The organism is Candidatus Palauibacter sp., assembly GCF_965197445.1.
Lineage (GTDB): Bacteria > Gemmatimonadota > Gemmatimonadetes > Palauibacterales > Palauibacteraceae > Palauibacter.
The window spans coordinates 321146-347092 of record NZ_CBDANE010000003.1 but is presented as its reverse complement, the minus strand read 5'-3'; the positions used below and the strand labels follow the sequence as shown (position 1 = coordinate 347092).

At 68.4% G+C, this 25947-nt stretch carries 16 protein-coding genes; 8 read left to right on the top strand and 8 right to left on the bottom strand.

The window, feature by feature from the left end; genetic code table 11:
- The first annotated feature begins 13 nt into the window (after positions 1-13).
- Together ACN9M6_RS02240 and ACN9M6_RS02235 are read left to right on the top strand one after the other, a co-directional pair.
- Entirely contained in the window at positions 14-1306 is a 1293-nt protein-coding gene (locus ACN9M6_RS02240) for an MFS transporter (protein ID WP_419161283.1), read from the top strand.
- Between the two features lie 77 nt (positions 1307-1383).
- The gene (locus ACN9M6_RS02235; protein WP_419161282.1) at positions 1384-2109 is read left to right on the top strand and encodes a hypothetical protein; all 726 of its coding nucleotides are present in this window, start codon (positions 1384-1386) and stop codon (positions 2107-2109) included.
- A 39-nt stretch (positions 2110-2148) separates the two neighbouring features.
- Here ACN9M6_RS02235 and ACN9M6_RS02230 read toward each other — a convergent pair whose 3' ends face one another.
- The 3 genes from ACN9M6_RS02230 to ACN9M6_RS02220 form a co-directional block, all read right to left on the bottom strand.
- Positions 2149-4890, bottom strand: coding sequence for a leucine-rich repeat domain-containing protein (locus tag ACN9M6_RS02230; protein WP_419161281.1), 2742 nt, complete (start codon positions 4888-4890; stop codon positions 2149-2151).
- Between the two features lie 103 nt (positions 4891-4993).
- Complete coding sequence (locus ACN9M6_RS02225; protein ID WP_419161280.1) at positions 4994-5965, bottom strand: hypothetical protein; 972 nt, start codon at positions 5963-5965, stop codon at positions 4994-4996.
- On the bottom strand, positions 5962-9120 hold the full coding sequence (locus ACN9M6_RS02220; RefSeq protein ID WP_419161279.1) for a VPS10 domain-containing protein: 3159 nt from the start codon (positions 9118-9120) through the stop codon (positions 5962-5964). The genes ACN9M6_RS02225 and ACN9M6_RS02220 overlap by 4 nt, the downstream gene beginning before the upstream one ends.
- A gap of 233 nt (positions 9121-9353) precedes the next feature.
- Here ACN9M6_RS02220 and ACN9M6_RS02215 point away from each other — a divergent pair, with 233 nt between their 5' ends.
- On the top strand, positions 9354-9539 hold the full coding sequence (locus ACN9M6_RS02215) for an antitoxin (protein ID WP_419161278.1): 186 nt from the start codon (positions 9354-9356) through the stop codon (positions 9537-9539).
- Positions 9536-9970, top strand: coding sequence for a TA system VapC family ribonuclease toxin (locus ACN9M6_RS02210; protein WP_419161587.1), 435 nt, complete (start codon positions 9536-9538; stop codon positions 9968-9970). Before ACN9M6_RS02215 ends, ACN9M6_RS02210 begins: the two co-directional genes overlap by 4 nt.
- Before the next feature lie 65 nt (positions 9971-10035).
- On the opposite strand, the gene ACN9M6_RS02205 is transcribed toward ACN9M6_RS02210, so the two are convergent.
- The 5 genes from ACN9M6_RS02205 to ACN9M6_RS02185 all read right to left on the bottom strand — a co-directional run bounded on the left by ACN9M6_RS02205 (position 10036) and on the right by ACN9M6_RS02185 (position 18341).
- A complete protein-coding gene (locus ACN9M6_RS02205) occupies positions 10036-13704 on the bottom strand; it encodes a Calx-beta domain-containing protein (protein WP_419161277.1) in 3669 nt (1222 codons plus the stop codon).
- A gap of 426 nt (positions 13705-14130) precedes the next feature.
- Positions 14131-15429: a hypothetical protein gene (locus ACN9M6_RS02200; RefSeq protein ID WP_419161276.1), complete on the bottom strand. Its 1299-nt coding sequence runs from the start codon at positions 15427-15429 to the stop codon at positions 14131-14133.
- Positions 15430-15439: 10 nt separating this feature from the next.
- Entirely contained in the window at positions 15440-16840 is a 1401-nt protein-coding gene (locus ACN9M6_RS02195) for an NAD(P)(+) transhydrogenase (Re/Si-specific) subunit beta (RefSeq protein WP_419161275.1), read from the bottom strand.
- 3 nt (positions 16841-16843) lie between these two features.
- Entirely contained in the window at positions 16844-17137 is a 294-nt protein-coding gene (locus ACN9M6_RS02190; protein WP_419161274.1) for an NAD(P) transhydrogenase subunit alpha, read from the bottom strand.
- Between the two features lie 82 nt (positions 17138-17219).
- Complete coding sequence (locus ACN9M6_RS02185) at positions 17220-18341, bottom strand: Re/Si-specific NAD(P)(+) transhydrogenase subunit alpha (protein ID WP_419161273.1); 1122 nt, start codon at positions 18339-18341, stop codon at positions 17220-17222.
- 210 nt (positions 18342-18551) lie between these two features.
- Between ACN9M6_RS02185 and ACN9M6_RS02180 the strand changes: the two genes are divergently transcribed.
- Genes ACN9M6_RS02180 through ACN9M6_RS02165 form a run of 4 tightly spaced genes read left to right on the top strand, consistent with a single transcriptional unit; the run spans position 18552 to position 25840 of the window.
- Entirely contained in the window at positions 18552-19115 is a 564-nt protein-coding gene (locus ACN9M6_RS02180) for a hypothetical protein (protein ID WP_419161272.1), read from the top strand.
- 30 nt (positions 19116-19145) lie between these two features.
- On the top strand, positions 19146-19829 hold the full coding sequence (locus ACN9M6_RS02175) for a hypothetical protein (protein ID WP_419161271.1): 684 nt from the start codon (positions 19146-19148) through the stop codon (positions 19827-19829).
- Positions 19830-19835: 6 nt separating this feature from the next.
- Positions 19836-23612: an FG-GAP-like repeat-containing protein gene (locus ACN9M6_RS02170; RefSeq protein WP_419161270.1), complete on the top strand. Its 3777-nt coding sequence runs from the start codon at positions 19836-19838 to the stop codon at positions 23610-23612.
- Positions 23609-25840 carry a CRTAC1 family protein gene (locus tag ACN9M6_RS02165; protein WP_419161269.1) on the top strand — a complete coding sequence of 744 codons (2232 nt, stop codon included), beginning with the start codon at positions 23609-23611 and terminating at the stop codon, positions 25838-25840. Before ACN9M6_RS02170 ends, ACN9M6_RS02165 begins: the two co-directional genes overlap by 4 nt.
- Positions 25841-25947 lie beyond the last annotated feature (107 nt).

The window sequence follows — 25947 nt, the reverse complement described above, 5'->3', positions numbered from 1 at the left end:
AAGGCCGCTTCGTGTGAGCCCGAACCCTCAGACCCCCTACGTTGCGCGGCGGGAGATCGTCTCCTGGGCGATGTACGACTTCGCCCATTCGGCGTTCGGGACGCTCGTTGTCACCTTCATCTTTTCCGCCTACTACGCCCAGGCGATCGCCTCCGATCCGATCCAGGGCGCGATCTGGTGGACGCGTGCGGTCAACGCCTCCGCGATCATCACCGCGCTCCTGATGCCGGTCGTCGGCGCGATAGGCGACTTCGGCGGCCTCAAGAAACGGTTTCTCCTCATCGCCACCCTGGTCTGCGTCGCTCTCACGGCGGGTCTGTTTCGCATGGGGCCGGGGGACGTGTGGATCGCCGCGCTCGTGTTCGTGGGGGCCAGCGTCGCCTACGAGTCGATGCAGTCGCTCGCCAACGCGTTCCTGCCCGAGCTCTCCACAAGAGAAAACATGGGAAGGATATCGGGTCTTGGCTGGGGTCTCGGCTACTTCGGCGGCCTCCTCTGTCTCATCCCGGCTCTGGGGATGGTCAGTGGCTGGCTGCCGGAGGAGGGGGGGCTGAACGTGCGCGCCACCAGCCTCCTCGCCGCCGGGTGGCTGCTCGTGTTCTCGATTCCGACCTTCGTCTTCCTGCGGGAGCGGCAGCCCCGGCGCCGCGCGGCCGTGGGTACGTACGTCCGAATGGGCTTCGGCCGTATCGGGGACACGGCCCGTGAGCTGGGCCGCTACCGTCAGGCCGTCCGCCTCCTGGTTGCGCGGCTGGTCTACAACGACGGGCTCGCCACCGCTTTCGCCATGGCGGCGATCTTCGCGGCGGCCGAGTTCGGGATGGAAACGGCGGACCTGCTCGTTCTCGGCATCGTCGTGAACGCGACGGCCGGGGCGAGCGCGATCGGCTTCGGCTTCATCCAGGACCGCATCGGCGGGAAGCGCACCATCGCGATCACGCTGGTGCTGCTGATGGTGGCGACGGCCCTGGCCTTCTTCGCCCGGACGCCGGGCGTGTTCTGGGCCGCGGCCATCCTCCTGGGCCTGATGGTCGGGCCGAACCAGGCGGCGAGCCGCGCCCTCCTGGGTTCGTTCGTTCCCAAAAGCAAGCAGGGCGAACTGTTCGGCTTCTATGCGTTCTCCGGCCGGCTCTCCTCGGTCCTGGGACCGCTCTCCTACGGGCTGATCCTGGGTGCGACCGGCAGCCATCGCTGGGCTATCGCCTCGATCATCGTCTTCCTCGTCGTCGGCCTGGTCCTGCTCGCAAGGGTGGACGAGAAGGAGGGCGTCGAACTTGCGGTCGCCGGCGTCTCCGCCACGAAATGACCTGACACTTCCCCGCGGCCGGGCGCGTAGACGCGGACAGGCACCCGCCCCAAATGATGAAGCGTCGGGAGGAAGAGATGTCCTGGAAGCGTCGAGTTCCTGGCCGCCAGCCGCGGCCGTTCGCCCTCGCGGGTGCCCTGTTCGTCGGCCTCATGTCAACGGGCTGCTTCTTCATCAGCGACGACGAATCGCGCGAGGAAGCGGAGATGGAGGAGGTGAGGGAGAGCCTGCACGAGGCCGCCGACGAGCTCGCCGATGGTCTGGCCGAAGCGGCGGAGCAGCTGAGCGAGGCGCTGCGCGACATCGACGTGGATCTGTCGGGCGAGGCCCTGGTTGAGAGGCCGATCAACTTCCGCGAGTTGTACGCCGTTCTTCCGCAACGAGCCGGGGGGCTCACGCTCTCGTCTCGTGAAGGGGCGACCGCTGGAGCGTTCGGGTTTCACATCTCGGAGGTCGAAGCCGAGTACGAGAATCGCGACGGGGCGGACGTGGACGTCACCATCGCTGATATTGGGGCCATCCCGATCGTCGGGTCCGAGGATTTCCTGGACTGGCTGGACGTCGAGATCGATGAAGAGAGCGAGCGCGGATGGAAGCGCACGCTGGAGCACGAGGGGTATCCGGCCATGGAAGAGTTCCGCCGCACCAGCGGTGACCGCGGCCGGGCGAAGTTCACCTGGTTCGTGGAGGGACGTTTCGTCGTCTCTCTGGAGGGACGAGACCTGACGATGGACGAACTCCACAACCTGCGAGACGCGATCGACACGGGCGCTCTGGCCGACATGCGCGACCGCGAGGGCTGACCCAGGAGTTACTGGCTGCGCCCGGCGGATCCGGCTGCCCTACCGCCTCCATTCTGCGGGATCGGGGATCCCGCGGCTGACCAGCACTTCCAGGCCGGGTTCGAGAGACAGCGCGTCCGCCACGCCGCGCGCCAACTCGGCGGGGGACGCGTCTCGAAGGATCGCGCGTACACGGCCCGTGCCAGAATCGCGGACGATGGCGGCCAGACGCTCGGTCTCGTCGTCCAGCGTGACGGAGCCGCCGGGTCCGGAGAGCCAGATGCTCGCCAGGGCGCCCGCCCAACCGGACTGAACGGGCAGAGCGAAGGCGAAGCTCGACCTCCCGTCCCCGTGGGCCACCTCCGGCATGGCGAAGGTCAGCGAGAATAGCGGCTCTCCGGCAGCTGTCGCGCCGCGAATCTCGTAGGGACCGGCCGCGAGTGGCAGAGCGGGCGGGGCGTCCAGGACGAAAGCCGGCTCCAGGTACGGAACCCCTCGCTCGTCCACGCCGCCCCAGAGGAGGAGCGTCCTCCGCCCCGTGGTGACCACGCGCTGCGCCGCCGCGGCCTCGGCGCGTTCCACCCGGAGCCGATGACGCATCGCGTTGCCGAAGTAGTAGTCGCTGATCCATCCGGGGTAGCAGTAGGACATCACGTCCGGCCTGTCCGGAGGAATGAGCGTGCCGCCGTCGCGAAAGTCGTATCCCCACACCCCGATGGAGCCGTCGGGGTGAGGGAACCAGGGATCGGGGTCTACAGCGGAACACGGGGCGTGCTCCAGTCTCAAATTGTGCCCGAGTTCGTGTGCGACGATGTCCTCGCGCATGTGAGCGAAGCTCGACCTCCCGCCGATCTGGGCCAGCCCGCCGCCGTCACTCCCCGTCATCGTGCCCATGTAGTAGCCACTCGCGCCTTCCATCACCCGAATCGCATTCGTCAGGCTGAGCAGTGCACCCTGGTTGTTGGTCGACGCCGTCACGGGCTCGTGCACGTTCAGTACAAAGTCCCCAACCGGTAGCAGCGTGCGCGTCATCCACAGGAACTCGTGGTCCGGGGTCAGGTCCCGTACGAATGCGACGATCGACCGGTCCTGACTGCCCTCCCGAAGGAAGGGAATCAGCGTGAGTTCGAAGGTGGGCATCGCCCGCACGTCGATGGCACGCCGTCCGGACTCGGGGATCCGCTGTGTGAGGCCGAGGGCGGGGTCCAGCGTGCCGTCCGGGTCCACCTGGACGACCATTTCGAGCCCCGGTTGCACGACGCGCGACGGGATCACCGCGTTGGCGGACATCGCGAGGGAACTCTCGTCGACTTCGGTGGGGACGGGGTTGGCCTGCGCGGGAATGTCCACGGAATGCGCTTCCACGCCGTCCAGATAGAACCTGGCTCGTACGGGTGGGAAGTCGACGACCGCGCCCTCGGGAGCCGTTGGGAACACCCTGAGTAGCGCGGAATCGCCTGCGACGAGCGGGACGGGGAACTCGGCGGACTGCACGGCCTGGGTCAGATAGACGGGGAGCCCTGCGCCCCCGCAGGGAGACACCCGGTACTTCCAGATCCGGTCCAGCCAGTTGCGGAAGGTGGGTTCGAGCGGCGTGCAGAGACCGGTACCCTGCAGCAGCAGCTCGCGGATGCTTGAGAGCGAGGTCACGGCACTGGGGAGCGCTCCCGACAACCCAGGGTTGTCTCTCAGACTCAACAACCGCAGCTGTGTCAGGCGCCCGAGTTCGGGCGGGACCGGGCCGGCCAGTGCGTTGCCGAACAGCAGCAACTGCCGGAGGCTGGCGAGATTGCCGAACTCGGCAGGGATCTCTCCCGTGATGCCGTTGTTGCCGACGTAGAGCTGCTCCAGCCTGGTGAGATCGCCGAGCGCAGAGGGGATCTCCCCCGCCAAATCGTTGTTGCTGAGAAACAGGCTCTGCAGGCTGGCGAGGTTACCGAGGGTGGGAGGGATCTCCCCCGTGAGGTTGTTGCCGCTGAGGTAGAGGCGTCGCAGGCTGGCGAGGCTGCCAAGAGCGGCGGGGATTGCCCCTTCAAGCTGGTTCCCGCGCAGGTCCAGTTGGTCCAGATAGGCGATGTGGCCCAGAGCCGGCGGGATCTCACCCGCGATCCCGTTGTCGCGAAGATTCAGCTGCCGGAGGTCGGGCAGGTCGCCGAGTTCCGAAGGGATGGTGCCCGCCAGTTCGTTTCGCGACAGGATGAGCGAGCGGAGGCGCGAGAGTTCGCCCAACTCCGGCGGAAGCTGTCCCGTCAGGCGATTGAATTCGAGGTCGAGCCCGACAACCCGGCCCTCGGCGTCCACCTCGACCCCATGCCAGACCTCGACCGGGCGCGGGGTCAGCCAGTTGTCGTTAGCGGACCAGTTTGCGCCGCCCGTCGCCTCGTAAAACGCGATGAGAGGGGCGTGGTCCTCCGTCCGCGGCGTCGGCACGAGAACACTGAACTCCAGCAAAGCCTGAAGGCCTCGAGGGTCCCGGGCACGAATCGTGACCCTCGCTTCGCCCGACGCAACCCCGACGACGGCGACGGAACTACCGGCGAGCGCCACCGTGACGACGCTGGTGTTCGAGCTTGCCGCCTCGAAAGTCAGGGCATCCCCATCCGGGTCCGTGAAGTATGAGGCAGCCTCCACCGTGAGCGTGTCGCCCGCGGCGAGTTCCTGAGCCGGAATTATGCTCGTCGCCACGGGCCGCTGGTTGGGAGAGGAAGGCGGTGCCGTCGGCTCGTCCCCACACGCCACCGCCCAGGAGGCGGCGATCGCGAGCAGGCCCAGGCATACGACGGAAGAGTCGGTTCTCTTCATCTGCATGAGTCCGGGAACCTCAGAGTGAGTGCCTGCGCGATAAACCCTTGAGACGGAGGATGGACCCAGCTGAGGGCTCGGGCCAGACCGCCTCCGGTGTGGGTCAGCCCGTGAAGTGCAGCAGCTGCCGGTCGAGATCCTCGATGGTGGAGCGTTCCCGGTCGGAACTCTCGATGATACGGTCGGCGAGGTACTCGATGTTCTCGACCGGAGCCTCGCCCGCGAGCGACTTGATGCCCACCGTCGCGACGCCTCCCAGCGCCTCTCCGATCGTCCGTGCCTCCTCAACGAACTGCCGCGCGATGGACTGAATCATGCCCTCCGCCTCGGCGATGACGATGTCCGCCCGGCCGGACAGCTCCTCGAGACGCCGGGACTCTTCCAGGTCGCGGTTGCAGCGGTCCATGACCGCCAGCCTCGCATCGCAATCGTTGTAGAATTTGCGCAGCGCGGCCGCCCGCGCGTCGAGCTTCTCGAGGGCTTCTCCGAGCTTGGCCTCGAGCCTGTCCGCCACGATACCCTGAGTTTGCGCGAGTTCGCTCTCAGGCTCCCCGCGAAGCCGCTCGCGCCAGTAGGCGGCGGAGCGCTGCGCCTCGTCCGCGGCCTTGGCGAGCGACGCGCGCGCCCGCCCCCACTCCGAGCCCCGCCCCAGCGTCCGGTCGCGGTGCGCCGCGATCCGCTCCCGAAACTCTGCCACGGCGAACTCGTGAACGTGGAGCACAGCCCAGGGTTCGCCGCCTCGGTAGGCTGCGATGCCGTGTTCCACAGAGTTCCGGATCTCCGCCCGCTTCTGCTGTTTGGGGTATTGCCTGGCGAAGGCGGTGACCATCCAGATCGCCACGGACGCTCCCAGGACTCCGAGTGCTGCCCCGGCGCCCGCGAAGATGCCCGCGACCATGGATCCGACGAGGACAAATGGAAACGCGCGTCCGACGACCGACGTCGCCTCGTCGGCCGTCGAGCGCGAACGGGCGATCTGCCTGGCGAGCAGCCGTTCGCGCTCCCGCGCGCTTCGCTCGAAGCAGCGGCGCGCGAGGTTGTCTATCGAGACATCGGAACCGGTCGAATCGGTCAACTGGTCGCGCGGGGCGGGGTGCGTACGATGACGCCGGGGACCCCGGCCTCGCGCAGCCGGTTGTTGAACGCGGCGACGTCGGTGTCGATGATCTGCTGGAGCGTCCCCAGCCACTCCCCGAGTTCGGCCTCGAGTTCGTCGGCCCGGGTGCCCGCCACCTGGTTGGGGCGGTCGTAGGTCGACGAGATGTAGCCGTACAGGTTCACGATCTCGTTGTCGAGCATGGGCGGGAAGTTGAGCGGATCCTGCCCCGCCCGGTTCTTCGTCTGGAAGAGTTCCTCCTCGACGTCCGTGAGCTTCTCGCCCGTCGCGTCGGCCATCTCCGTGAAGTCGTCTCCGTATCCGGCTTCCTCCACGGAACCCGCGATGTCCCGCATCTGCGAACGGATGGAGCGCGCGTCCCGCACCGCGTCGTGCGACTGCTGGAGGAGATCGCGCACGCGGACCATGAGATCGTGCTGGGCCTGCAAGTCGGCGACGGTGACCTGGTCGGCGACCCTCGGGTCGATGTGGACCTCAAGCGGCTGGGTCTGCGTCACGTCACCCGCGGAGAGACGTACCTCGTAGCTTCCGGGCACAGCGGGCACGCGGCCCGCGAAGCCCCAGATCCGGGCGCCCTCGACCAGGTCCGGGCCTTCGCCCTGAAGGTTCCAGACCAGACGGTTGAGGCCGGCGCTCGTCTGCAGGCGGCCCGGCGACCAGGTGGACGCGCGGCCGACCGCCGCCTTCGCCTCGTCGTCCCACGAGCCGGGGTTGGAGGAGTAGACGCGCACCACTTCTCCGCGCGCGTCCGCGATCTCGAGGTTGACGGTCTCCTCCATATCTTCGCCGAGCGCGAAGTGGATCACCGCGCCGTTGGGGAACACGCCCTGCGCGCGCACCGCGTCGCCCGATGCGTAGAGATGCACGTTCGCGGCGAGCGAAGCGCTCGACATGGTCCTGAGCGGCGACACGTCGTCGAGGATCCAGAAGGAGCGGCCCTGCGTCGCCACGACCAGATCGCCCTCGTGGACGCGCATGTCGGTGATTGGCGTGATGGGCAGGTTCTGCTGGAAGCGCTGCCAGCTGTCGCCGCCATCGAAGCTCAGGTACAGCCCGTACTCCGTGCCGGCGTAGAGGAGGCCCTCGCGCACCGGATCCTCGCGGACGACACGCACGAAGTGGCCCGGCTCGATTCCGTTCGTCGACAGGCGGGTCCAGCTCTCTCCGTAGTCATCCGTCCGCCACATGTAGGGCGTGTTGTCCGCCATCCGGTAGCGGTAGGCGGCGACCTGCGCCCGGCCCGGCCCATGCGCCGAGAGGTCGATCATGTTGACGGTCGAGAACTCCGGCAGATCGCCGGGGGTCACGTCGGTCCAGTTCGCCCCGTCGTCGCGCGACACATGGATGAGCCCGTCGTCGGAGCCCGCCCACAGGACGCCCGCCTCGTGCGGCGACTCCTCGAAGGCGAAGATCGTCCCGTAGACCTCCACGCCGGTGTTGTCCCAGGTGATGCGACCCCCGGCGTAGTCCTGCCTGGTGGTGTCGTTGCGCGTGAGATCCGGGCTGATCGTCTCCCAGGAATATCCCGCGTCACTCGTCCGGTTCACGAACTGGGACATGTGATAAACGACATCGGGATCGTGCGGTGAGATCCGAATCGGCGCGTTCCACTGGAAACGGTGCCGCATCATCTTGGCAGCGTGCCCCAGTTGCAACTGCGGGTAGAGAAGCATCTGCCGCACGTCGCCCGTGCCGCGATCGACCCGGTTGATGCTGCCGCCGTAGCAGCCCGCGTACGTGACGTTCGGGTTGCGCGGGTCGATCGCGATGTGCCCGCTCTCGCAGCCCCCGACCGCAGACCAGTGCTGCGCCGGCTGCACCGCCGGCATCCCCCGGCTCGGCACCATGATCGTCGAGTTGTCCTGTTGCGACCCGTACACGCGGTAGGGGAACTGGTTGTCGACGAAGACCCGGTAGATTTCAGCCGTGACCTGGTTGTAGTAGGTGGACCAGCTCTCCGCGCCCGTCGTCGTGACCTGCCCGCCACCATCGTCCGCCACGACCTGGAAATCGGGGTTCTCGTAGTTGATCCAGAGGTCGTGCACGTCCCCGTGAGGGACGCTGTAGCCCTGCCAGGTCACGCCCCCGTCGATCGACTTGTTGTAGCCGACGTTGAGGGCGTAGACCGTGTTCTCGTCCACCGGGTCGGCGTAGATGTGCGTGTAGTACCACGCGCGCTGCTGCAGCCCGCGGTCGTCGTTCACCCGCCGCCAGCTGTCGCCGCCATCGTCGGACCGGTAGACGCCGCCGCGGTCGTCGGGCGCCTCGATGAGCACCCACACGCGGTCGGGGTTGGCGCGGGAGACCGTAACTGCGGCCTTGCCCACGAGGCCCGTGGGGAGTCCGCCCTCGAGCCGGTCCCACGTGTCCCCCCCGTCGGTCGAACGGAAGATGCCGGACTCCTCGGAGCCGGAGATCGCGGTCCACGGCTTGCGCTCGCCCCGCCACGCGGCCGCGAAGATGATGCGCGGGTTGCCCGGGTTCATGGCCAGGTCGACGACACCCGTGGAGTCGGAGATGGCGAGGACGTGGTCCCACGTCTCCCCGCCGTCCGTCGTACGGAAGACGCCACGCTCGGGGTTGGGACCGAACGGATCGCCCATCGCCGCCACGAAGGCGATGTCCGCGTCGCGTGGGTGGACTTCGATGCGGCCGATCTGGCCTGCGTTCGGCAGACCGATATGGCTCCAGGAGTCGCCGCCGTCGGTGCTGCGGTAGACGCCGATTCCCTTCGACACGTTGCCTCGGATGCAGGCCGAACCCGTCCCTACGTAGATGACGTTGGGGTCGCCGTCCGCCACGTCGATGGCCCCGATGGAGCCGGTCTCGAAGTAGCCGTCGGAGATGTTGCTCCAGTTGAGGCCGGCGTCGTCCGTGCGCCAGACACCGCCGCCGGTCGCGCCCATGAAGTAGGTCAGCGGCTGCTCGGTGATCCCGGCTACCGCCGTGCTCCGTCCGCCCCGCGGCGGACCGATGGAGCGGAAGCTGAGTCCCGCGACATCGGCGGAGTCGAAGACCACGGCCTCCTGGGCGGCCAGCGCCGGGGGCGCCGTGGCGAAGCCCGCCGAGACGAGGGTGAGCGTGGCGAGTGTGACGACAGCCTGCTTGCGCATGGGACTATTGCTCCTGTTCCGGCGACACAAGGAATCCGGTCAAATCTGCATGGGCCGGACCGCGCGCGGCGGCCGAGACCCCGAGGGCGGCAACGTAGATGGCAGGTGGCCATCACGACAATCACCGAGGACCGACGGCAGGACGGGATGACACCTTGACGCGATGGTGTTATGGTGACACGATTCACGGCATGAGAACCACGCTCAATCTTGATTCAGATGTTCATCGGGCCGTGAAGAGCATCGCGCGCGAGCGCGGCGCGAGCATGGGTTCGGTCGTCTCCACGCTGGTGCGGTCCGCTCTGCGCCCCGAGAACCCCGGCTTCTCGCAGGTCGGCGGCTTCCCCGTCTTCGAGGTTCGCGAGGGTGCGCCCCCGATCACGCCCGAGATGGTGGCCGACGCGCTGGAGGAGACCTGATCCGGCTGCTGGACGTCAACGTTCTCGTCGCCCTCGCCTGGCCGAACCATATCCATCACGGCCGTGCACACGCGTGGTTCCCGGCGATTCAGCGCCAGAGGTGGGCGACATGCCCGGTCACGGAAACCGGTTTCGTCCGCGTCTCAAGCAACCCGCGGGCCATCCCGGACGCGCGCACGCCCTCCGAAGCCATCGCCTTGTTGCGGCGCATTCGAGCCCTGCCGGGACATGTGTTCTGGACGGACGACGTGTCGCCGGGCATGGGCGGCACGACGCCGTTCGGGCGGGTCGTCGGATACCGCCAGGTGACGGATGCCCACCTGCTGGCGCTCGCGATCAGCAGGAAAGGGCGGCTCGCCACGTTCGACCGTGGCGTTTCGGAACTGATTCCGGATGGCCTCGAGGGGACGGCCGAACTCATCCCGGAATGAACGGAGGGGCAGGTCCCCCGGCGCGCACAGACATCGTGCGCGCCGGGACACCCGGTGCTGCGGCCCTAGCGTGAGATCCGCGTCGAGTAGGCCGACGCGTCTCTCGGTTGGTAGTCTTCTCCCGTGACCTCGATCAGGCGGACCCGATAGTGTGAGTCGAGTCGCCGATCGGGGACGCGGAACTCCAGGATGCGCCCCGCGGAGAGCGCGCCCGCCACGATGACCTCCTTCCGGGTTCCATCGTCGGACTCGAACACCTCCGACCCTGGCGCGTGGAGCGCCCCGATGTCCGGGCCTTCGATGGCTAGCCGTGCGCCGCTGAGGCGCTCACCGGTTGGCGCCGTCAACTCGACCGCGAGGAAACCGGGCTCCGGCTCCGCCACGGAAGGCTCAACGAGGCCGCGCCCGTGGTCGCAGCCCCACGCGAGGGTGACGGCCGCGAGGAACGCGAGCGCGGTCCGAGTCCGGCTTCTGCGCCTTTGGCCACGCCCGTCCGGTCGATGGCCACGGGGATGGCAGCGAGACCGCCGTCTCCTCGGACGGTTGGACCGCTCGGCTCGCCGGCAGCGGACGGCCCAGGAGAGCATGTCACCGAGGTCATAGCGTCCGTTGCGGTTGCCCAGACGGTCCAGTGCGTTCAGTTGCGCTTCGCTGAGACCTCCCTCTCCGAGCAGCGCCGCCGCCGCCGCGTCCGGTGTTACATTGCCGAGCAGCTTCAGCGCCTCCTCCGACCCGGTCTGCAACGGGCCCACGCCTCGAGGTTGGTCCGCCGAGGCCCCGTCGTCGTCCCTGACGTTGACGACGAGGTCTACGCTTCGCCCGTCGTATCCGCCGCCGGACGCCTTCACCCGGAGTCTCACCTGCTCGCCCGCCGCGTCCGCATCATCCAGCGCCGACACCTTCACGCCCCACCCGCCGTTCCAGTACGGTAGACTGAACGTCAGCGTCGGCCGATCGACCGTGAGGTCGGTGCCCTCCGCTCCCGTGACCATCACGGTCACCGGGCCCGTCGGCTCGCTGGTCAGCAAGACCACGAAATGGGCGCCGTCCGCATCCCCTTCATCCACGGTCAGCGTCCTCGGCTCCACCAACATGCGGTCCGGCGGCAACTCGACCTGCAGGCTGCCGTGCCCCAACTGGTTCCCGTCGCCCGTAGCCACGGACCTGGCCGAGTCCGGGAAGACGACTATGTGCAAGCGACCGTCCTGGTCCGGCATCATCCTGACCGTGTATTCCAGACCCGCGCGGACCTCTGTGTAGTCCCAGAGGAGGACTCCGATATTCGTGGTGTCCACGGTCGTACCCGAATGGGTCTGCCAGTCGATGTCCTCCTGCGTGAAGCCTTCGACCTGCTCGCTGAAGGTGATCCGCGTGGAAAAGGGACCCGTCGCGATCCCGTCGTCATACTCGTCACGGGGCGGCTGGACCTCCTCGAAAGTGATCTCCACCCTCGGACCCGGGAACCGGTCGATGATGCGGATGGTCCCGCGGCCGATCGCGTTATCGTCGTGGATCGCGCGGAGCTTGATCTTCTCGTCCCCTTCCTCGCGTTCGTCATCGACCGCCGTGAAGGTCGCTTCGACAGAGCTGGAACCGGCCGACAGTGTCACCTGATGACCCTCGACTGCCTGGGCGGCGTCGGCCGGTGCGACGCGGTAGTCGTGCTCCGGGATGGCGTCGCCGCCGAGCTCGAACGTCACCACCTGATCGTCCGCGAAGGTCTTGCCGTTGGTGATGGAGACGGTCGCGGTGGATGACGTCTCGCCCTCTTCCCGGATCTCCTCCGCGCTCGACGACAACTCCCACTCGGGGATGTCTTCGTCATCATTGATTCTCACCCCAACCGCACACTCGCCCTCGCATGAGTTGCCGAGGACGTTCGAGAGCTGCAGCTCGCGCGGGTGGCTCGGTGTACGCTCGAGGAGCAGCCTGAAACTCTCGGTTCCTTCACGGACCTCGTCGTCGAGCAACGTCAACGGCACGCGATGCCGGGTCCGCCACAGGCCGCCCTCTGACGTGAAGTCCTCCGCCGGGACGGTGATCACGGCGCTCAAGGCCCCGTAGTCCCCGGGCGACTTCGCGGTCCCGGCCCTGGCGCTCACCGCGAACGTGACGGTCGCGGCGCGCGGCATACCCGGGGCTGTTTCGACGACCATGAGTGCGAACGGATCCTCCCCGTCTTCCGCGAATTGGTACACCTCCTCGCTGAAGAAGACTTTCATCGCCGGCCCCGGCCGTGACACGACGTAAACGGTCACCGACGCCTCCCCCGTGTCGTAGCCCTCGAGCGAGTCTACCGTCGCCGTGAGAGTGCCGCTCTGGGTCACTGCCGAGGAGAATACGCTTTCGCCAAGCCCCAACTCGTGGATCGCGCTGCCTGCCGGGAAGTTCAGCTGGACAGACGTGCTGCGCAGCCAGTTCTGCTCCTGCGTCAGCCGCACCGTCAGCGTCAGATGCTCGTCCGACGGCTCCGCGAGCGTGACCGTCAGCTCCAGATCCTCCAGGCCCGCCAGGACCGTGTCACGGTCCGCCACGAGAGTGATTTTCGGCAGATCCATCCGCTGATTCACAATCCGGATGTCGCGCTTGTCGCCCCTCGGGTTCCCGTCGACCTTGACGGATACCTCGATCTTCTCGCCCGGATCGTCGACTTCGTCGCGCATCGCCTTGAACGTCACCTCGACCGAGGTCGAGTCCACCGGCAGGATCATCTGGTAGTCCGCGGTCTCTTCGTCGGCATCGGCGGGCGACACCACGTAGTCGGCCCCCTCGGTCGCGCTGCCGGTGAGCGCCAGGGTCAGCGACTGGTCGGCCGCGAAGGACTTGCTGCCGGTGATCGACACAGTCGCGGTAGCAGACGTCTCGCCCTGTTCCATGATCTCATTCGGACTCACCGACAGATCCAGCGCGGGGCTGTCCTCGTCGTCGCTGATGTGAATGAGGTGTCGGCAGCGGTCCCCGCACGTGCTGCCGTCGGAGTTCAGGAGCCGGGCCTTGTCGGATTGGGTGGCAGGCCGCCGCAGGTTCAACTCGAAGGCCTCGGTGCCTTCCCGGACATCGTCGTCCAGGAGCGGGACGATCACGCTGGTGCGGCCCACCCACCGACCGTCTTCGAGTCCGTACTTCTCCGCCACCATGAGTACCGTCCCCCCAGCCTGCTCATAGTCCTCGCCCGGAGTCGCGGTGAACCCGCTGCCGGAAACATCGTTTCCTCTGGTGCCGATAGAGGCGCCGACCGTCACCCCGCGGGGCATGCCGGACGCCATTCGCGCGACCAGCTGCGCGCGCGCGCGTCCCACGTCTTCCGCAAACGTGTACGAGGGTTGCGAGAGGGAGTACGTGACCACCGGGCCCTCCGACGAGACGACAAATAGCGTCGCCTCGGCGTCCGACGTGTCGTAGCCGCTCACGTCATCCACCGTCACCTTGAGATCGCCGCTCCGGGTGACGCGCTCGTTGAAGTCACCGGCGGGGATATCGAGGAACGCGATGCTGTCGCCAGCGCTGAAGGTGACTTCGCGCGACCTGTCGGCGAGCCATTCCTCCTCCTGCTCCAGCTTCACCGTCACCGTCAGGCGGTTCCCCGGTGTCTCGCGTTCCAGCAGCAGGGAGAACTGTTCCAGGCCCGCGAAGATCGTGTCCCGGACGGCCTGGATGGTGATCCGCGGGTCTGCACTTCGATGGATTCGTGCGGTCGGGTGGAACGCCGGCTCCGTGACCTGATCGGCAGCCACCCGCGCGGAAGTCCCCTGTAGTGCGGTTTCCTCAGTGGTTGCGGGTGACGTCTGGGCCTGCAGGGGCGGGCCGACAATGATCGCTGCCGCGATCAGGAGCGGCGGCAGCGCAAGTCGTTGAAGACGGTACTTTTCCCACGGCCGCGTTGAAGAAGAAAGGTGTGTTGCCTGCTCGTGATCTATAAACCTTCTGGAGGCGAATTGCATTCTCGACCCCGGCTTTCATTGGAATTCTCCGGTGTCCTGGAATCATGATTTCGTTGTGGATCATGACTTGGGGTCTTTCCCGCTGTCGTTGTGTCGCTGGTGAGACGTCTCATCAGGAGATACTGGACGTTCGCGGAATTGGTTCCGCGAGGCGGACGAACACGGGGTTGGATCGCAGGTTGCGACGGGACGTCCGCGCGGTGCGCGAAAGGGGGACTGCTAGCTGGTAGCCGCGGCTCTCGCGAAGAGGTCTCGCAAACTGCGGACGACGAGTGCGTCCTCACCCTCGCGCAGAAGGCGCGTGCGGACGGTCATCAGGTAGGCGAGGCGGGGTTCCCCGGCCATGAGCCCGGCCTTGGCCTCGTCGGTTGTAAGGGGGATGATCTCGGGATCCCAGGTCAGCTCCACGTCCTCGTAGCCCGCCGTGTTCGTCACGACTTCGGCCGTGAGCCCGGGGACATCGGCCAGCTGGGAAGCGATGTGGCGGGCCATCTCGGACCAGCCCGCGACCCACGACTCGACATCGCGCGCCACGTAGCGCTCGAGCGCGACCACGAGACCGACGATCTCCTCCTTGCCGACCTTCATGCCCCGGCCGATGGCGTCGTTGGGCGAGGCGTTGAGGCGGGCCGCCTCGATGAGGTCGGCGCGGCCGGCGAGGATACCCGACGACTGCGGCCCGCCGATCCCCTTGCCGCCGCTGATCACGATGAGATCGGCCCCGGCATCGACGAACTCGCGCAGGTCGACACCGGTGGGAAGATCTGACGCCATGTCCACCAACACCGGCACGCCCGCCTCCCGTCCGATCTCGATCTGCTCGCGCACGGCCATCACTTCGGGCCCCGGGGCCGGGGCCCAGTCGACAGGAGCGGGCGGCGCGAACATGGTCTGCCGCTCGGCCGTCGCGAGGGCGGCGATCATCGCGGTGCGCTCCGAGAGCTGCGCCCGGAACTCCTCGCGGGTCCCGGCCTCGACGATCGTCATCCCCGCGTCGCGGTAGGCGCGGTCATATCCGAACCGATGGGGCGTCTGGATGAGACACTCGCGACGCGGCCAGGTGGGGAGGGGAAGGGCGTGGACCCGCTCGGAGTCGGTGCCCGTAAGGCAGCCGGCCGCCCCCAGCACCATGGCCGAGAACCCGCCGCTGGTGACGAGCGCCGCCTCGGCCCCCACAAGCTCGGCGATCCGCGCTCCGGCCGCGGCCATGAGCTCATGCATGTCGACGAAGAAGGCGTTGGCTTCGGCCATCGCCGCGATGACTTCGGGGTCCATGCGGCCGCCGCCCAGACGGGATACGTGTTCGTGCGCCGGGAGGTGGGGGCGGATGCCGAGGAGCCGGGTGTAGATGTTGTCGCGGTAGGCGGCAGCGAGCGCGTCCGGGTCGGTAGGCCAGTTGTCCTGCACCGGGCTCCGGGCGCTTCCGCCTGACCCGGGCTCGCACCCCGAGAGACCTATGGTGAGGCCGGCGGCCCCGGCTCCCGTCCGGATCACGAACCCGCGCCGGTCGACCGTCACCGCGATCGGGTCACAGCTGCTTCACTTCCGCCGCAATTCGGGCGAGCGCGTCCGCCGCGTCCCCGAAGAACATGCGGTTGTTCCGCAGGTAGAAGAGCGGGTTGTCGATGCCGGCGTAACCCACGGACAGGGAGCGCTTGATGACGATGCACGTCTTCGCCCGGTCCGTCTCGATGATCGGCATGCCGGCGATCGGGCTCGAGGGGTCGTCCCGCGCGAGCGGGTTCACCACATCGTTCGCGCCCACGACCACGGCGACGTCGATGTTCTCCATGTCGGAGTTCACGTCCTCGGGCTCGCACAGTTGCTCGTAGGGGACGTTGGCCTCGGCCAACAGCACGTTCATGTGACCCGGCATGCGCCCCGCGACCGGGTGGACGCAGTAGCGGACCGAGACGCCGCGTTCGGTCAGCATGTCCGCCAGCTCGCGGATCCGATGCTGCGCCTGGGCCACGGCGAGTCCGTAGCCCGGCACGAAGATGACCCGGGAGGCGTACCCCAGGACCATGGCCGAGTCCTCGGCCTCGATCGGGGTCGCGACCCGGTCGCCGTCCGCGGCCTTCCCTGCGGTCGCCGTGCCGGTACCGAAGGCGCTGAACAGCACGTTGGTCAGCGAGCGGTTCATGGCGCGGCACATGATGCCGGTAAGGATGAGCCCCGAGGCCCCGACGAGCGCGCCGGAAATGATGAGCGCGTTGTTCTCGAGCACGAACCCGGCCGCCGCCGCCGCGAGCCCCGAATACGAGTTGAGGAGCGCGACCACCACCGGCATGTCCGCGCCCCCGATCGGGATCACGAACAGCACGCCGAGGATGAGTGCGGCCGCGATCAGAGCCCAGTAGAAGGCGAGGCTCGATTCGAATCCGACCAGATAGACGGCGGTCACGAGGGAGATCGCAAGGAGGAAGCCGGCCGAGAATCGTACGAGCGGGTTGGATATCGCGTTGCCGGTCACGAACCCCTTCAGCTTTCCGAACGCGATCATGCTTCCCGAGAAGGTGACAGCGCCGATCAGCGTCCCGGCCATGATCGAGACGCCCGAATCCAGCGCGAGCGTCTCCGCCCCGTTGAGGACCCTCAGGTACTCTCCCACCGCGACCAGCCCCGACGCGGCGCCCCCGAACCCGTTGAACACGGCCACCATCTCCGGCATCGAGGTCATCTTCACGGTCCGGGCCATGAAAAGGCCGATGAGGCCGCCCACGGCGAGGCCCACGATGATCCAGGTGTAGTCGAGAATCTCGCCGTCGAGGAGCGTGGCGATCACGGCGAGCAGCATCCCGATGCCGGCGAGCCGGTTGCCGCCCGCCGCCGTATTCGGGTGGCTGAGCCGCTTGATGCCGAGGATGAAGAGGACGGCGGACGCCAGATAGGCGAGCGGAATCATCGTCGTCAGTCCTGTCGCGCCCATGGCTCAGCTCGCGTCCTTGCTCTTGAACATCTGGAGCATGCGGTCCGTGACGAGAAAGCCCCCGACCACGTTGATCGTGGCTAGAATCAGCGCCGCCAGCCCGATCCAGCGCATCAGGGGCGAGTCTCCGCCGCGACCGATCACGAGCAGCGCGCCCACGATCGAGATCCCGGAGATCGCGTTGGAGCCGGACATGAGCGGCGTGTGCAGCGTGGGGGGAACCTTGGTGATGAGTTCGAACCCGATGAACATCGCGAGCACGAACACATAGAGTCCAATCAGGAGCGCTCCGGTCATCCGCCAGGCCTCGTGTGTGATGTACCCCCGCTCGAACGCGGCGGGGCGGTGCGCACGGGGTCGGTGACCCCGAACTCGAATCTCATGCGCTGAACCGGACCTCTCCCGCGTGCGCGACGCAGCAGGGTCCGATCACATCGTCTTCCAGATCCACGGTCACGCCGTCCTCGCCGATCATCGGCTTCACGAGCGCGGAGAGGTTGCGGCCCAGGAGCTGGCTCGCGTGGTACGGGAGCGACGCGGGCACGTTCAGCGGGGCGTGGATCGTCACCCCGCGCTCCACCACGGTCTCTCCGGGTGTCGAGAGCGAGCAGTTGCCCCCCGCTTCGCCCGCCAGATCGACAATTACGGAACCCGGCTTCATCCGGTCGACCACATCATCGGTGATCAGCACCGGCGCCGGACGCCCCGGCACAAGAGCGGTGGTGATGACGACGTCCGCCCTCGCGATGTGTTGGGCCAGCAACTCCCGCTGCCTCGCCTGCTCCGCCTCCTCGAGTTCCTTCGCGTAGCCGCCTTCGGTCTCCGCGTCGTCCCCCGCTCCCTCGTCGAGATCCACGAACTTGGCACCGAGGCTCTCGACCTCTTCCTGTACGGCGGCGCGGATGTCGTAGCCCCAGGTGTCCGCGCCCAGGCGCCGCGCGGTCGCGATCGCCTGCAGACCCGCGACCCCTGCCCCGAGTACGAGCACCCGCGCCGGAGAAAGGGTGCCTGCCGCCGTCATCAGCAGGGGGAAGATCCGTCCCAGCGAATTCGCGCCGAGGAGGACGGCCTTGTACCCTGCGAGATTGCTCTGCGACGACAGCGCATCCATCGACTGCGCGCGCGTGATCCGGGGGACGAGTTCCAGCGCCAGGGTCGTGACCCGGCGCGCCGCCAGCCGCTCGATCAGCGCCGCGTTCTCGTGAGGTCGCAGCAGGCAGGCCAGGACCGACCCTTCCCTGAGCCGATCCACTTCGGCCTCCGTCGGGGGACCCACCTTGAAGACGACGTCCGCTTCGCCCAGAAGCTGGTCCGCGTCCGGAACGATCTCCGCACCGACCTCCCCGTACGCCGCATCGGGGAAACCGGCCGATGCACCGGCCCCTGCCTCCACGGCGACTACGATGTGATCGGAGGTGAGACGCTTCACTCCGTCCGGCGTGAGGGCGACCCGCGCCTCCCCGTCGGCAGTCTCGCGCGGGACACAGATTCGAACGCTCAACGGCCGCTCCGGTAGATGTGGTGTGCTTGTGTTCCGATCCGGGCGCGAATCTTGAGAGCGCGACCGCCGTGCGCAACGCGCCGCCCCCGGTTCGCCGCGCTCGGGCGCTCAGATTGCGCCGGGGCGGCTGCCGTGGCCTATTCATGCGGCCCGCCCCCGCGCGCGAAGCGCTGCGGCAGGGCACCGCATGTCCCTACCAAGGAGGACCTAATGTTTCGCCGTTCGCTCACCGCCCTTACCGCGCTGATCCCCGCGCTGCTGATCGCCGCGCCCGCGGAGCTCGCCGCGCAGGACGCCATCGCCCTCGCCGTCGCGCCCCTCCCGTCCGCGGGCGAGCAGGCCGGCGCCAAGGTGATCCGGAAACAAGGCTCCGAATGGGTGACGCTCCGCGAAGGCACGGGGATGTTCATCTGCATCGCGGACGACGCGAGCGACGACCGCTTCCATTCCTCCTGCTACCACAAGTCGCTCGAGCCCTACATGGCGCGCGGACGCGAGTTGGCGGCAGGTGGGGCCACGGGCGGGGAGAGCGTCCAGACGCGGATCGCCGAGATCGAGGCGGGCACGCTCGAGATGCCCAGTTACGCCTTCCTGCACTCCATCTTCGCGGCTGAGGGCTGGTCCGGAGACATGGAGGCCGTGCAGGCCCATTTCTCGGTCATCTACACCCCGTTCGCGAAGGCCGAGGACCTGGGTCTACCCACTGAGCGCACGAACGGCGCGTGGCTGATGGCGAGTGGGATGGCGAACTCGCACATCATGATCACGCCCTAGGGCCTGACCGAGAGCGTCGTTTCGCGGGCCGTGGCCGAACTCACGCGACATCAGCTGGGTGCGCTCCTGCTGAGCGCGCTCCGCGACAGGGGCATGGGTGTGCGCGACCTGTTCGAGGGGCGCCAGGAACCGCTGTCCTGGTTCTTCCGGGTCGTCGCGTATGACCAGTCGGAACTCGACATCCTCGAGTCCGGTGCGCTCGATACGCTCCATGCGCCCTCCGCCATGGTGGAGCTGGTCATCGACGAGCTGGCCCTCGGCCTGGCCCACATCGGGACCGAGGGCCTCGCGACGTATCTTGCACAGCCCGAGGGCGACGTGCCCGGCCGGGCCAAGCTCGAACTCGATTCCGAGGTGATGCTCGGGTTCGTCCACATCGACGTGGCGCCTCCCGCCCTGTGGCTGGACGAGCGGGAGTCGAACCCCTCCCGGAACGATGCGCTCGCGTCGCGGCTCTCGAAGGTCGCGCAGGATGTGGGCGCTGTCTCCGACACGGTCGAAGTCCACATCGAGGGTGCCCTGGATCCCGATGGAGGGTGGAGCGATCCGCGCGAGAGTGTGCGGCCCGCCGGCGTCGCCGTGCATTTCAGCTTCGACGTCCCGCTGGTCGGCACGGGCAAGCGGGAACTCGCCGAGGTGTTCTCGCGTGCGGCGGAGGCGGCCTGCGAAGCGGTCGAGGGGATGCGGTCCGTCTTCCGCGGGGACACCGACTGACAGCCCGTGGCAGAACCCCGCGCAGCGTCGAGAGCGGGGGGGGCTCCGGGGAGGCGCTCGCCTGACGGGGCGCGCTCAGGGGGCATAGCCGTCGCGCGCACCCTCCTGGCGGCCGCTCTGGCGGCGGCCGTCGCGGGCGGGCTCTCGGTTGCCTGCGACGCGTCTCCGCCTCCCGTCTCCATCGAGTGGGTCGAGGCGGACGGCTATCGGGAGCGGGTGCTCTCCTTCCAGGGAGAACCCTCGGGCGGCTTCACACCCCTGGCGCCGGGCAGGACCGGCATCGAGGCGACTCCGTTCGTCTCCAGGGAAGCGCAGCTCCGCAACCGGACCCTCATCCACGGGGCGGGCGTAGCGGTTGGAGATGTGGACGGCGACGGCTGGGTCGACCTCTATCTCTGCATGCTCGACCGTCCGAACGTCCTGTACCGGAACCTGGGAGGGTGGCGGTTCGAGGACGTGACGGAGGGCTCCGGGGCCGGCCTGGGGGACCGTGTGTCGCGGGGAGCCGTCCTCGCCGACGCGGACGGAGATCGCGATCTGGACCTGTTCGTGGCCGTGCACGGAGGAACGAACGCGCTCCTTCTGAATGACGGGCACGGCGTGTTCGAGGAGCGGGACGCGGGGTTCGAGGGCGCCTGGGGAAGCAGCACTCTGGCGCTGGCCGATCTCGAGGGCGACGGTGATCTTGACGCCTACTTCGCCAACTACAAGACGGTTCAGGGAGATGATCTGTTCAGCCCGGCCGACCGCAGCCTGCGCGGCAACGTGGAGCGAGTCGGCGACGAACTGGTCATCGCGTCACCGCTCGATGAGCACTACCGAATGGAGCTCGAGGGAGAACGCGTGCTGCGGTTCGAACTCGCCGACCCCGACGAACTGTATCTGAATGGCGGATCGGGTCGCTTCGACCCCGTCGACCTCGCCGGTGGCGTGTTCCGCACCCCGGAGGGCGGGCCGATCTCCGAGGTGCCCCGGGATTGGGGGCTGGCCGCGCGGTTCTTCGATGCGGACGATGACGGGGACGCGGATCTGTTCGTCGCGAACGACCTCGGAAGCCGGGACGGGTTCTGGCTCAACGAGGGCGGGACGTTCCTGGCCGCGTCTGGTCTCTCCTTCCGGACGGAGAGCGCTTCTTCCATGGGAGTCGACTTCTCGGACATCGACGGAGACGGCGACACCGATTTCGTGACGATGGAGATGCTGTCCCCGGACCCCGTGCGGAGACGGGAACAGGTCGCGCTCGGAGCGGCGGGATACACTCTTCCCGGGGGCCACGCGACACGGGCTTCGGCGGACCGCAACACGCTCCAGCTGAACCGTGGCGATGGCACCTGGGCCGAGACGGCGCGGGCCGCGGGGATCGACGCCTCGGAATGGACGTGGGGGGCGATGTTCCTGGATGTCGACCTCGACGGATACCAGGACCTGCTCGTCACGAACGGGCACGGATGGGATCCGCTCGACGGGGACACGCAGGAGGCGCTGCGGACCGGCCGTATCGAAATGGACTGGCGCGACGAACTCGGCGTGTTTCCGCCGTTGCGGGTGCGGAACCTCGCCTTCCGGAACCGGGGCGATGGGACGTTCGTCGAGGTGAGCCGGAACTGGGGTTACGGGGCGGAGCCCGACGTGAGCCACGCGATCGCTGCGGCGGACTTCGACCGGGACGGGGACCGGGATGTCATTATCACGCGGCTGAACGAGCCGCCGCTGCTGCTGAGGAACGACGCCGGGGGGTCGCGGGTCTCCGTGCGCGTGCTGGGGGAAGGGAGTAACACCCAGGCGATCGGGGCCCGGGTGGTGCTGGCCGGCGGCGCGGCCCCGAGGCAGACGCGCCAGGTGACATCGGGAGGTCTGTACCTGGCGGGTTCCGATCCCGGGCTCACGTTCGCCATGGGAGACGGGACGGAGGCGGAGGCGACGGTCACATGGCCCTCGGGCGTGCGCCGGACGTTCCTGGTGTCTGCGAATCGGGCCTACGAGGTCGCGCCTCCGGGGGCCGGGGGGCTCGCGCCTGGCCACGTGGCCGGGCGGAGCGAGCCTGCGGGCCCGGGAGCCGGCGCGGCGCTGTTCGCGGGGGCGGAGCCGATCGGCCGGCACGACGAATCGGCGTTCGATGAGCTGGCCCGGCAGCCGCTCGTGCCGCTCGAGCTGTCGCGGGGCGGCCCCGGCGTGGCGTGGGCGGACGTCGATGCGGACGGCGACCCCGACTTGCTCACTGGCGCGGGGGCTGGAGGCCGCGCGCAGCTCGCGGTCAACGAAGCCGGGCGGCTCGCGGACCCCGTGCCCATCGGCGCAACCGCCGTCGGCGACCATACGTCCATCCTCGCGCTCCCCACGGCGGGTCGCCCGGTCATCATCGCGGGCGTCAGCAGTTGGGAAGCCCGGTCGCCGGCCGACCTGGATGTGATCCCGCCCCTCGCCCGCCTCGATGCCGGGCCCCAACCGGCCCTCCCGCCGAGCCCCCATGCGACAGGGCCCATTGCGGCCGCCGATGTCGACGGAGACGGCGGCCTCGACCTCTTCGTCGGCGCCCGCGCGACCCCCGGAGCCTATCCCCGTCCGGCCGACTCGAGGCTCCTGCTCGCCGACGGAGACGGGTGGGTCGTCGACACGGAAGCGACCGGGATCCTGCGACAGATCGGGCTTGTCTCGGGGGCCGTCTTCTCCGATGTGGACGGAGACGGAGACGCCGACCTCGCTCTCGCGCTGGAGTGGGGACCCGTGCGGCTCCTGCTGAATGACGAGGGGCGCTTCACCGATGCGACCGACGACTGGGGTCTCGGAGCGCACACCGGCCGCTGGAACGGCATCGTGTCGGGCGATTTCAATGGGGATGGCCGCTCAGATCTGGTGGTGACGGCCTGGGGGGACAACACCGGGCTGTTTGCGACCCCGGAGCGCCCGATCGGCGTGGTCGCGTCGGACTTCGATGGCAACGGACTTGTCGACCTTATCGAGTTCGAGACCGGAGTGGACGGAAACCGGCGCCCCGTCCGCGATTACCTGACGCTCAGCCGCACGCTCCCCTTCCTGCGGAGGGCGGCCCCAACGTTCGAAACCTTCGCGCGGGCCACCGTCGAAGAGCTGGTCGGGCCGGGCCGCTCCGGGCTGTATCGGGCGAGCGCCGCGACCCTGCGGAACACAGTGTTCATCAACACGGGACGCTCGTTCGAGGCGCGCCCCCTGCCGGCGAGCGCACAGCTGGCGCCCGCCTTCGGTGCAGCGGTCGCGGACTTCGACCGGGACGGCCACGAGGACCTGTTCCTGGCGCAGAACTATCTCGCGACTCCCCAGGGCCTCGCCCGTCACGACGCGGGACGCGGCGCGATCCTGCTCGGCGACGGAGCCGGTGGCTTCCGGGCGATCGACTCCCGCGAGAGCGGCGTTGCGGTGTACGGGGACGCCCGCGGTGCAGCGGTGGCGGACTTCGACGCGGATGGACGCTGGGATCTGGCGGTTGGGCAGAATGGCGCCGAGACGCTCATCTTCCGGGGGCAGGGAGGGGCACCGGGGCTGCGCGTCCGGCTGTCGGCGGCCCCCGGGCGCCCCGGCGGGATCGGGGCGCGCGTGCGTGCGAGCTACGCCGACGGGAGCCGGGGGCCCGCGCGCGAGGTCCAGGCGGGGAGCGGGTACTGGTCGCTGAACGGCCCGGTGCAGGTGTTGGGGCGCGCGGCCGAGATCCGGGCGGTAACAGTCCGCTGGGCGGACGGTACGGAGGAGGTGTTCACGATCGAGAGCGGAGCGATGGAGGTGACGTTGAGAAGAGGGGAAGGGTCGTGAACCGCGTCCGGCTGGCGGTGTCGATCATGGCGGCGTCGATCGTGGCGGGTTGCGGTGAGACAGGGGGGGCTTCCGGAAGTCCGTCGCGAGGTACCATCCAAATGGCCGCCCGCCTGGTCGCGCTGGCCGACTCCGCAGACCCGCTCCTCGACGAACAACTCAACACCGGGCGCCTCCGGTACCTCACGAACCTGCCGCCGTCGACGAACCCCGCAGAGATGATCGTGCGCGCCGAACGCACGGCGCTGGAACTCCTCAACGCGGGCCACACGCAGCCCGCCCTCGAGCAGTTCATCTTCGTCGACCAGGCGCTGGAGCAGTCGCCCGCCGAGCCGTTCGGCGGTTTCCGCCGCACGGTCGAGGAACAGATCGGGATCGCCTTCCTGCGGCTGAGCGCAGAACTCACCTGCCCACGCGCCCGGCCGCGCGCCGGGGCGGTGACCGGGGCGGTGGAGCAGTTCCCATGCTGGCCGGCAGTGCCTCCGGCCGGCCCGGCCCTGGTCTCCGACTCGGCGCGCGCGGCACTCGGTGCCGCGAGGGGGTGGCACCTCTCGCTCCTGGAACTGCGGCCCGACGATCTCCGCGCCCGCTGGATCCTGAACCTGGCAGCCATGATCGCGGGCGAGTGGCCCGATGGCATACCGCCCGAATACCGGCTCTCGGAGGCCGCGCTTGGCGGATCGGGCGAGCTGCCCCGCTTCGAGGATGTCGCCGCCCGGGTGGGCCTGGACGCCGTCTCGCTCTCCGGTGGCGCCATCGTGGACGACCTCAACGGCGACGACCTCCCCGATGTCATGACGTCCTCGCGGGGCCTGCGGCACCAGCTCCGCTACTTCGAGAGCAACGGCGCGGGCCGGTTCCTCGACCGCACGGTGGCGGCCGGGCTGGAAGGGCTGCTGGGCGGGCTCAACCTCGTCCACACCGACTACGACAACGACGGGGACGCCGATGTATTCGTCCTCCGCGGCGGGTGGCTCGTCCAGGCGTATCCCAACTCACTCCTCCGGAACGACGACGGCTTTTTCTCGGACGTGACCCGGGAGGCCGGCCTCTACTCCGAGCATCCGACCCAGACCGGAGCGTGGGTCGACTTCGATGGCGATGGCTGGCTCGATCTCTTCATCGGAAACGAGTCGAGGGACAGTCTCACGCACCGCAGCGAACTCTACCGGAACCGGGGCGACGGCACGTTCGAAGAGGTGGCGGCGGCGGTCGGTCTTGATGTGACCGCGTTCGTGAAGGGCGTGACCTGGGGGGACTACGACGACGACGGGCGTCCCGATCTCTACCTCTCGGTGCTCCATGCGCCCAACCGTCTCTACCGCAATCTGGGCCCCGACCCATCCGGACAGTGGAGGTTCGAGGACGTGACCGAACAGGCCGGCGTGGGAGAGCCGCTGGCGAGCTTCCCGACCTGGTTCTGGGACTTCGACAACGACGGTCGCCTGGACATCTACGTCGCGGGCTACCTCGCCCAGACGGCCGACCTCGTTCGGGAGATGACGGGGGAACCGCATTCGGCCGAACTCCCGCGCCTGTACCGGAACCTGGGAGACGGCACCTTCGCCGATGTGACGGCTGAGCAGGGGCTCGACCGCATCATGTACGCGATGGGGTCGAACTACGGCGATCTCGACAGCGACGGCCGGCTCGACTTCCTCGTCGGTACCGGCGACCCCGACTTCCGGCAGCTGATGCCGAACCGGATGTTCCGCAACCTCGGCGACGGGTTCGTGGAGGTGACCGGGGCCGGCGGGTTCGGAAGCCTGCACAAGGGGCACGGCGTCTCCTTCGTGGACATCGACAACGACGGGGATACGGATGTCCACATGGAACTCGGCGGCGCCAACGAGGGGGATCTCTCCCCGAACGCCCTGTACGAGAACCCGGGGTTCGACAACCGCTGGATCGCGCTCACGCTGGAGGGTGACCTGGCGAACCGGCCGGGGATCGGGGCGCGCATCACTGTCACGGTCGACGGACCGGACGGCCCGCGACAGATCCACCGCTCGGCGGGCACGGGCGGGAGCTTCGGGTCGAACCCGCTCCGCCAGGAGATCGGGCTGGGCCGGGCGACGCGAATCGAGTCACTCGAGATTCGCTGGCCGGGTTCGGGTACCATCGACCGACTGACGGACATTGCCCTCGACCGCGCCTACCGGATCCGCGAAGGCATCGGCACCGCCGAACCGCTGGAGCGACCCAACATCCGCCTTGGCGGCATCTGAACGCCCGGGAAGAATGCGGGATCAACCTCACCCAATTTGGGGGGCGTCTCTCGGCACTCGATCCCCCAGACTGGGTAGTACATAGGGCTTCGGCGTATTTCATCGCG